The sequence below is a fragment of the Caballeronia arationis genome, assembly GCF_001544975.2.
In the GTDB taxonomy this organism is placed as follows: domain Bacteria; phylum Pseudomonadota; class Gammaproteobacteria; order Burkholderiales; family Burkholderiaceae; genus Caballeronia; species Caballeronia arationis.
The window spans coordinates 1-7,531 of record NZ_FCOG02000204.1; the positions used below are offsets into that span (position 1 = coordinate 1).

A 7,531-nucleotide genomic window follows, 5' to 3' on the forward strand; every position below is an offset into this window, starting at 1 on the left:
CCGCCGGTGTAGCCGGGAGAGGCGACGGCAGCGGGGCTGCCGCGCAATTCGATGGTCCGACAGGCATCGCGGCGGACGATGCGGGCAACGTACATGTGGCGGATACGAACAACTACACCGTCCGCAAGATCACAGCGGCGGGCGCGGTCACCACGCTGGCGGGCAGACCGGGCGTGGTTGGTCACGCCGACGGCAACGGGGCGGCCGCGCGGTTCAATTATCCAATCGGCATCGCGGCGGATTATGCGGGGCACGTGTATGTGGCGGATACCAGCAACTTCACGATCCGCAAGATCACGGCAGCGGGCGCGGTCACTACGCTGGCGGGCGACCCGGTCGTGACCGGTCACGCCGACGGCAGCGGGGCCGCCGCCGAGTTCAATTTTCCGGCAGGCATTGCGGCAGACCGCGCGGGGAACTTGTATGTAGCGGATACGAACAACTCGTCGATCCGCAAAATCACGGCGGCCGGCGTGGTCACCACGTTGGCCGGCACCCCCGGCGTCTCGGGTGCTGCCGACGGAAGCGGTGCTGCCGCGCGGTTTAGTTTTCCGTTCGGCATAGCGGCGGGCCGCGCGGGCAATATATATGTGGCGGACTCGGGCAACCAAACCATCCGGAAGATTACCCCGGCGGGCGTCGTTACCACGACGGCCGGGACCGCCGGCGTGACTGGAATCGCCGACGGTAGCGGGGCGGCCGCGACGTTCCATACTCCGAGCGGCATCGCTGCGGACCGTGCCGGTAATCTGTATGTGGCGGACAAAAGCAGCCATACGATCCGCAAGATCACGGCGGCGGGCATGGTTACAACGCTGGCCGGCACCCCCGGCGTCGACGGTAGTGCCGACGGAAGCGGTGCTGCCGCGCGGTTCAGTTATCCGGTCGGCATAGCGGCAGACCACGCGGGCAATGTGTATGTGGCGGATTCGGGCAACCATACCATTCGGAAGATCACCCCGTCGGGCTTCGTCACCACGCTGGCCGGCACCGCCGGCGTGAGCGGCAGTGCTGACGGCAGCGGGGCGGCCGCCCAGTTCTATGCGCCGCATGACATCGCGGCGGACCACGTTGGCAATCTGTATGTGGCGGATTTTGGCAATGGCACCATTCGCAAGATCACGGCGGCGGGAGTGGTCACTACGGTAGCAGGCGTCGCACAGCAACAGGGCATCCGGCTGGGCTGTTTGCCAGGGCGCCTGAGTATGCCGCTCGGGGTGACGCTCACCGGTGACGACGATACCCTCGGCGTGACGTCGTCCAACAGTGTACTGAAACTCGTGTTGCGCTCACGCGAGGGCCCCCAAATCTAGGTTACAGGCTCGCGCGCGAATCTCCGAAGATGAGCCTCAGATGATCAAAGTGCCTTGCCGGCGGTCTTTCCGCGTGAAAATTCGGGAGCGGAATCAGCCGGAGGCTCAGATGAGCAAGACCAGCGAAATTTTCGAACAGGACTTGGTTCTCTGGACTGAGGAGCAGGGGAGCAGGGCAAGCTGCTGCGCGAGGGCAAGCTTGACGAGGCTGATATCGAGAACCTCGCCGAGGAAATCGAGAGCATGGGCCGCACGGAGCGGGCGAGGCTGTGCTCGCACACGCAGCGGCTGCTCGAATACCTGCTGAAGTGGTTCTATCTGCCCGAGCGCCGCTTTCCGAGCGCCTATGCCGCCATCGTCGAGGAACGCACCATGATCGAGGTCGTGCTCGGATGCAGCCCGAGCCTAGGCGAGCGCTTGCCCCAGATCATGAGCTTGGCCTTTCCCGACGCGCGCCGGCTGGCAGCTATCGAAGTTTCTCCGCTGCCGGACGAATGCCCCTGGACCTTCGAAGAGGCGATGACGCTATCCATCGAAGGGATTTAAAGGCATGAGACAACCGCATCCGCGAGGCAGCTGGCTCGAGTTATCCACAGAAATGGTGCATAAGCCTGTGATTAACGTGACGTTGGATTGTCCCCAAAAGGCATCCGCTGGTTTCCAGAAGACTGAAAATCGTGGCGTATGGGCTCCCTGGATCGCCCGCACTCTATCGCGAAGTCTGCGCGCTGTTTTTTTCCGCTTCGGCGTCCCACCAATCGCCTCCACAACCTGGTTCGGCGCGGCACCCATGAGTACGTCGGCGTCGGTGCTAAGCGAGTCCCGGCGGAGCTACGACAGAAGAGTCGGGTGCGCATCGACCAACTCCCGAATTTCTACCTACGCTGCTAGCAACGCCGCGGTGCGTTGTTCGAGCGCCGTCTCGATCCGACCGAGTTCCTCGCGCGCGGCGACGACCTTTCGCTCCGTCGCTTCGTGACGACGTCGAAGCGGGTCGCGCCGAGGTGGTCGCAGCGCGCAAGGTGACCGCTGGGAAAACGGCGGGGACGAAGAGCCGAACGTAACCTTGGCGTCTTGGTGAGCCCGAGCTGACTTGCGAGCGTCCAGAAGAGGGGAATTCGAAGTGGTGCTTTGCTAGATCTCCAGGATGAGCACCGCACGACCTCGGATCAGTTCGAACACGGTGCCAGTGATCCGGCACCGTAGAAGGAGTAGCGTTGGGATTCTTAGCGGTTCGGGCAAGATCGCGTTGGTTTGCAACAGAGAGGAACGGGGTTTGATAAACAAACAAGACCTGGTCGACGCGACCTACACGCACCTCTGGTTGACATACCGCTTGGCCATCGATGCGATTAGCAGCGCGGCCGCGCCCGCGAGCATCACTCCGGCCGTCGCGCGCTGATTCAGCCTTGCTCTCGTGTAAAGACTTGATTCTAGTACCGGACCATTTTTGCCCGAGCGTTCGAGCAGGCTTCCTGTGCCTTTGTAAAGCGCGTCGCCGTTGCGTTTCGGCTCCTTCGTCACCTGCGCCGCCACGCCGAGCTTGCCCATGAAGCGGTCAAAAAGGTCCGGCGCCGCGCGTCCAAACGCTACCGTGCCGCGCGAGGCCCCACCGACGTAGATTTCGCGTTCGGGACGCGTCGCCGCATGCAGGATCGCCTTTGCGACGATGTCCGGCGCGTAGACCGGCGGCGGCAGCTTCGGCTCGACGTCGAGATGGTTGCGCGCGTGCTGGACAAAGAGCGTATCGATGCCGGCGGGTTTAATGAGCGTTACCGAGACCGGCGCGCCTTCATTGATCAGTTCGAGGCGAAGAGTGTCGGTATAGCCCTTTACTGCATGTTTCGACGCGACATACGAGCCTTGCAGCGGCACCGCGACATCGGACAGTTCGCTTCCTAGATTGATCAGCGCGCCGCCGCCACGTTTTTTCAAGTGTCGTACGGCGATCAGTGAGCCGTGCACGACGCCCCAAAAGTTCGTCTCGAAGAGCTTGCGCTGATCTTCGAGCGGCACCTCCTCGCTGAACCCGTAGACCGAGCCGCCCGCGTTGTTGACCCACGTATCGAACCCGCCGAAGTGCGCGACGGCCGCGTCGGCGGCGCGTTTAAGCGCTACCTCATCACCGACGTCGGCGCCGGCGTACGCGACGAACGTGCCGCGCGCTGACAGCTCATTCGCGACCTTCTTGAGCGCGCGTTCGTCCCGGGCGATCAACATCAGGCTCGCGCCCTTCCGAGCGGCGAGACGAGCGGTCGCCAGACCGATGCCGCTCGTCGCGCCGGTGATCACGATCACTTGTTGATTCAGGGGTTTCAGTTTGAGTCGCATATCGGTGAGTTCCGGCAGTGAAATGTGCTCGACAAGCAGCATCGCCTGTACCTGATCGGACGTGCCAGTTCCTCGCCATTGGAAGCGCAGCAGTTGCGCGCTCTTTGCGTAAAGAATTCCGTCCCTTGTTATCCGGACCGGTCGGGGCACATGGCAATTGCCAGCATTCGAGACGTCGATCTTCCCCGCGGCCGGTTTCTCGGCGCCAATAGAAGGGGCGGCGCATTGTAAAAGTGAGAATTGGGACCTGCGGATCGCGTTGTCCGCCTGAAGGGGCTTGGCCGCGTGAGCCTTCCCCATTAAACGAATACCTGATAAGAATTCCGGAGTTCCGCGCTCTGTCAACAACGGCCAAGTCGCGGGCGCGGCGCGCGGAGCTTTAACCTTTGCTGCCGGTCAACGCCGCCACGACGCTTTCTGCGGTTCCGAGCCAAGCAGCATTAGGCGCACGCGTGCTAATACGACTTGTCCCGCATGGGGCGCGAAGTTTTTGCCCAAGGCGAGCGCCCGACGCTGCTCCCGGACGGGGAGCGGCCGACATGTACCCGTTCGGACATGAAGATGAAGGGGTAGATAGAGCTATCCACCCCTTCATTTGCGGAAATCTAGAGAGTTGCCGTGGCGGAAGGCGCTCAAAATCCCGCAGCGTGCGCTCCGGGCCGACCCGGGCGCCGGAACTGAACGAGGGTTGACGGCGCGCGCACGAGAACGCACGTACTCTCAGTCGCCGGGCGCGTTACAGGAATTGGAGGATGAAGGCGCAGTCCGGGCCCGATCATTGAGTTCCGAGGCGTGCGCGGCCGACAACTGCTGGCCAAACCGCGAATAGGTGCACTGGGACTGGCAGGCAATCATCGAAGGGTGGTCAACAGGCCCCGCCCGTTCGAGGTCGCGATCTGCGTGAGCGGCGAACCCCTCACCGCGTGCGTCGGAGAAATGTTGGCCGGGGGGCAGCCGCTTCGTTCGGCCTACGCTGAGTCACGCCGTGAGGCTCACCCATTGGGGTGTTCGTACCTTTCGTGCAAATTCTGGCGTGAGTTAGCGCAAACCCTTATCCAGTAAGGCTCTGCCGGGCTCTGATATCTCGTCGAAGCTGAATCTTGCAAGCCATTGATCAGAAAGGAATTTTCGAAAACAAACCGCCAGAATTTGCACGAAAGGTACGACTACCCCGTATCGAGCATCCGGATCTGCCGACGGATCTGAGCGACGCCGCGGGCGAGCTGATCGGGGCCCTGTGGACGCGGGCGACGACCTCCGCGCAGGCTGAACTGACTGCGCTGCGCGACGAGGTCGAAGCGCAGCGCGCCAAGGCGGAACAGAAAGTGGCCGCGGCGCGCGAGGAGTTGGGTCGGACCGAGACGGCGCTCGAGCAGCGCACCGCGGCGTTGCTGGCGGCCCAGGTCGAGATCCGGGAGCTGGAGCGGCAGCAGGCTGAAGAGGCCGCGACGCGTAAAGCGCTTGAGGCGGAGATCAAGCGTCTCGGTGAAGAGGCGCTCGTGCGCGAGCGAGAACTCGAGACGGTGCGCCACACCTTCTCGCGTGATCTGGAAAAACTCCGGGAGACGGCGGGTCGTGCGGAGGAGCGCTTACGCGCAACGGAAAAGCGCGCGCTATTGGAGATCGATCGGGAACACAGCGCGGTGACCAAGGCTCAGAAGGAATTGGCCGAGGCAGGCAAATGCGCCGATAAGCGAGAGGCTGAGCATCGTCGCACTGTCGAGGCGCTGCAGGCGCAGCAGGGCGATGCCCGCCATCAGGCCGGCGTGCTGCAAGGCAAGCTCGCCGCGATTGAAGCGGCACACGAGTCACTTCAGGAGCAGTTGAAGACGCTGCGCGGGACGACGCGCTCCCCGACGCGGCGCATGCCCGCCGCAGACTCCGGTCCGCCCGTCAGGCGAGCGGCCCGAAAGGCAGCCGTTGGCAAAACGTCGAGAGCGAAAGCTCGCACGTAGATAATGACCGCGTAGGCGCCAGAGAGTGGCGAGCAGTTCACGGCCGGCCGGTGCGTCTGTCGCGCCGACGGTCTAAAGGAGCAAACGGATGAGAAGATCAGCAGAGAACAAGTTGCGGGTCGTGGCGGTGCGCATCGACCCCGTCATCGAACAGCGGTTGCGCGTGCTGGCCGAGGCCACGGGGCGCAAGCAATCCTTCTTCTTGCAGCGGATGATCGAGGGAGGCCTCGACGCGATGGAAGAAATCTGGCTGTCGCCGGACACCCTGGCCAAGGTTCGAAAGGGCGATTTGCCCGAGCTGCTGTCCACACACAGCACGACCTCGGATCTGTTCGACCTGGATGCGGTCGATCTGCCTCATAGCAGCCGCGGTTCCGCGTCGTCGTAGCGGTTCGGTAAGATCGCGTTCGTTTTCAATAGAGAGGGAGAGACGCCAATGAACAAGCAGGAACTGATTGACGCGGTTGCGTCGCAGTCGGGGACGAGCAAGACCGCCGCCGAAGAGGCGATCAATGCGGTGTTTGAGACGATTTCGAAAACGGTGGCTGCAGGCGACACCGTTCAGCTGATCGGCTTTGGATCGTTCGGGACCGGCGAACGCGCCGCGCGGACCGGGCGCAATCCGCAGACCGGTGAGGCCATTGATATCGCCGCGGCCAAGACGGTAAAGTTCACCGCCGGGAAAGGCTTAAAGACGCCGTCAATCAGGCGTGAGCGCAGCAACGATCGGGTGGCGCGCGACGGCCGCAGGCGGGTGGTTTGCTGTCGCATCACTCGTTCGACGGGTCCCGACCTAGTCAGAAAAGCTGAGTCTCGAGCGGTATGAGGTTCACCCATTCACCGCGGTGCGGCGCTCCTGTCCGTCCGGGTGAATGACGCGTTGCCCGCGGGCTTCGCCCAGAACTTCCGCGATTCGGCCTTCATAACGCACCAGGGTGCCGCGCGCTGGCTTGCGTTTGAGTTTCGTGCGACGAGGCAGAGCGGACATTTCTAGACAGGCTGACATGCGATGATGCGATTATCGCCTGTCGTCACACCAACACAGATTTTTTCGTTCATTCCCATGCGAGAGTGTCAATCATGCGTCGCATAGCCGTCCGTCACTCGCCCATTCATGGTCGTGGTGTGTTCGCCGCGGCGACTATCTCCGTCGGTGATGCAATCCTCGAGTACAAAGGCGAGATCATCTCGGCGAAAGAGGCACAGCGCCGGTATGAGCGGTCCACCGCGGAAGACGGACACACCTTCTTCTTCGGGCTCGACGACGGGCGCATGATCGATGGCGCACAAGGCGGCAACTCCGCGCGCTGGATTAATCACAGTTGCGCGCCTAACTGTGAAGCCGAACAGGAGGGCGACCGGATCTTCATCCGGGCGACACGCAAGATTGAAGAGGGCGCAGAGGTCTTCATCGACTACGCGCTCGACGTCGAAGGGCGCCGAACGGCGGCGCTCAAGCGCCTTTACGCATGTCGGTGCGGCGCTCGCCGCTGTCGCGGCACGATGCTCGATGCGCGTCGGTAGCGCACTTATTGTGAGGCGCACCTGGCGCACGGTGATCCATGGAATGACCGTCGAAACGGAACGGCAACTGCTTTCCCGGCGCATGGAAATGAATTAGCCTGATCGCTCTTCATCGACGACATTCCTGAGTGCGACGACGATGCAGCAAAGCATGCAACAGCTCGATATATTTGCCGACAGCCGCGACGTGGTACTGCGCAACGACGTCGTGGAGCAATTGCAGCGTCGCCATGCGGGGGGGGCGCGCGCCTCACTTACGCAGCTCGCCAGCGAATACCCTGAAGACAGCGCGCTGCCTGCGATGACGGTGCTCGTTCGCGAACTCGAGAATGGCTCAAGCCTTCCACTGACCGACCACGCGGAGCTAACCGCAGTCCGCCGACACCTTGAGGATGAAGTGACGCCTGC

Annotated in this window: 6 protein-coding genes and 2 pseudogenes; 7 read left to right on the top strand and 1 reads right to left on the bottom strand. The window is 62.7% G+C overall.

Annotated features, from left to right (window positions below; genetic code table 11):
- Together AWB81_RS38850 and AWB81_RS38855 are read left to right on the top strand one after the other, a co-directional pair.
- A partial coding sequence (locus AWB81_RS38850) for an NHL repeat-containing protein (protein WP_268811798.1) occupies window positions 1–1,313 on the top strand: 1,313 nt, incomplete at its 5' end.
- Between the two features lie 180 nt (window positions 1,314–1,493).
- On the top strand, window positions 1,494–1,859 hold the full coding sequence (locus tag AWB81_RS38855) for a DUF29 domain-containing protein (RefSeq protein ID WP_087135503.1): 366 nt from the start codon (window positions 1,494–1,496) through the stop codon (window positions 1,857–1,859).
- A 762-nt stretch (window positions 1,860–2,621) separates the two neighbouring features.
- Here AWB81_RS38855 and AWB81_RS38860 read toward each other — a convergent pair.
- Window positions 2,622–3,644: an SDR family oxidoreductase gene (locus AWB81_RS38860; protein WP_062643503.1), complete on the bottom strand. Its 1,023-nt coding sequence runs from the start codon at window positions 3,642–3,644 to the stop codon at window positions 2,622–2,624.
- A 1,124-nt stretch (window positions 3,645–4,768) separates the two neighbouring features.
- On the opposite strand from AWB81_RS38860, the gene AWB81_RS38865 reads away from it, so the two are divergent.
- From AWB81_RS38865 to AWB81_RS38890, 5 genes and pseudogenes are all read left to right on the top strand, one after another.
- Entirely contained in the window at window positions 4,769–5,599 is an 831-nt protein-coding gene (locus tag AWB81_RS38865; RefSeq protein ID WP_374730547.1) for a DNA-binding protein, read from the top strand.
- Window positions 5,600–5,687: 88 nt separating this feature from the next.
- Complete coding sequence (locus tag AWB81_RS38870; protein ID WP_062643499.1) at window positions 5,688–5,987, top strand: YlcI/YnfO family protein; 300 nt, start codon at window positions 5,688–5,690, stop codon at window positions 5,985–5,987.
- Between the two features lie 48 nt (window positions 5,988–6,035).
- A pseudogene (locus AWB81_RS47655) lies at window positions 6,036–6,293 on the top strand (HU family DNA-binding protein); the annotation flags it as partial.
- Between the two features lie 386 nt (window positions 6,294–6,679).
- Window positions 6,680–7,123 carry an SET domain-containing protein gene (locus tag AWB81_RS38885; RefSeq protein ID WP_062643501.1) on the top strand — a complete coding sequence of 148 codons (444 nt, stop codon included), beginning with the start codon at window positions 6,680–6,682 and terminating at the stop codon, window positions 7,121–7,123.
- Between the two features lie 151 nt (window positions 7,124–7,274).
- Window positions 7,275–7,531, top strand: a pseudogene (locus AWB81_RS38890) (hypothetical protein); the annotation flags it as partial.

Excerpts from the sequence above, each read along its gene's own strand:
- AWB81_RS38860 (WP_062643503.1), bottom strand. The coding sequence starts at position 3,644 with ATGCGACTCAAACTGAAACCCCTGAATCAACAAGTGATCGTGATCACC.
- AWB81_RS38870 (WP_062643499.1), top strand. The coding sequence starts at position 5,688 with ATGAGAAGATCAGCAGAGAACAAGTTGCGGGTCGTGGCGGTGCGCATC.
- AWB81_RS38885 (WP_062643501.1), top strand. The coding sequence starts at position 6,680 with ATGCGTCGCATAGCCGTCCGTCACTCGCCCATTCATGGTCGTGGTGTG.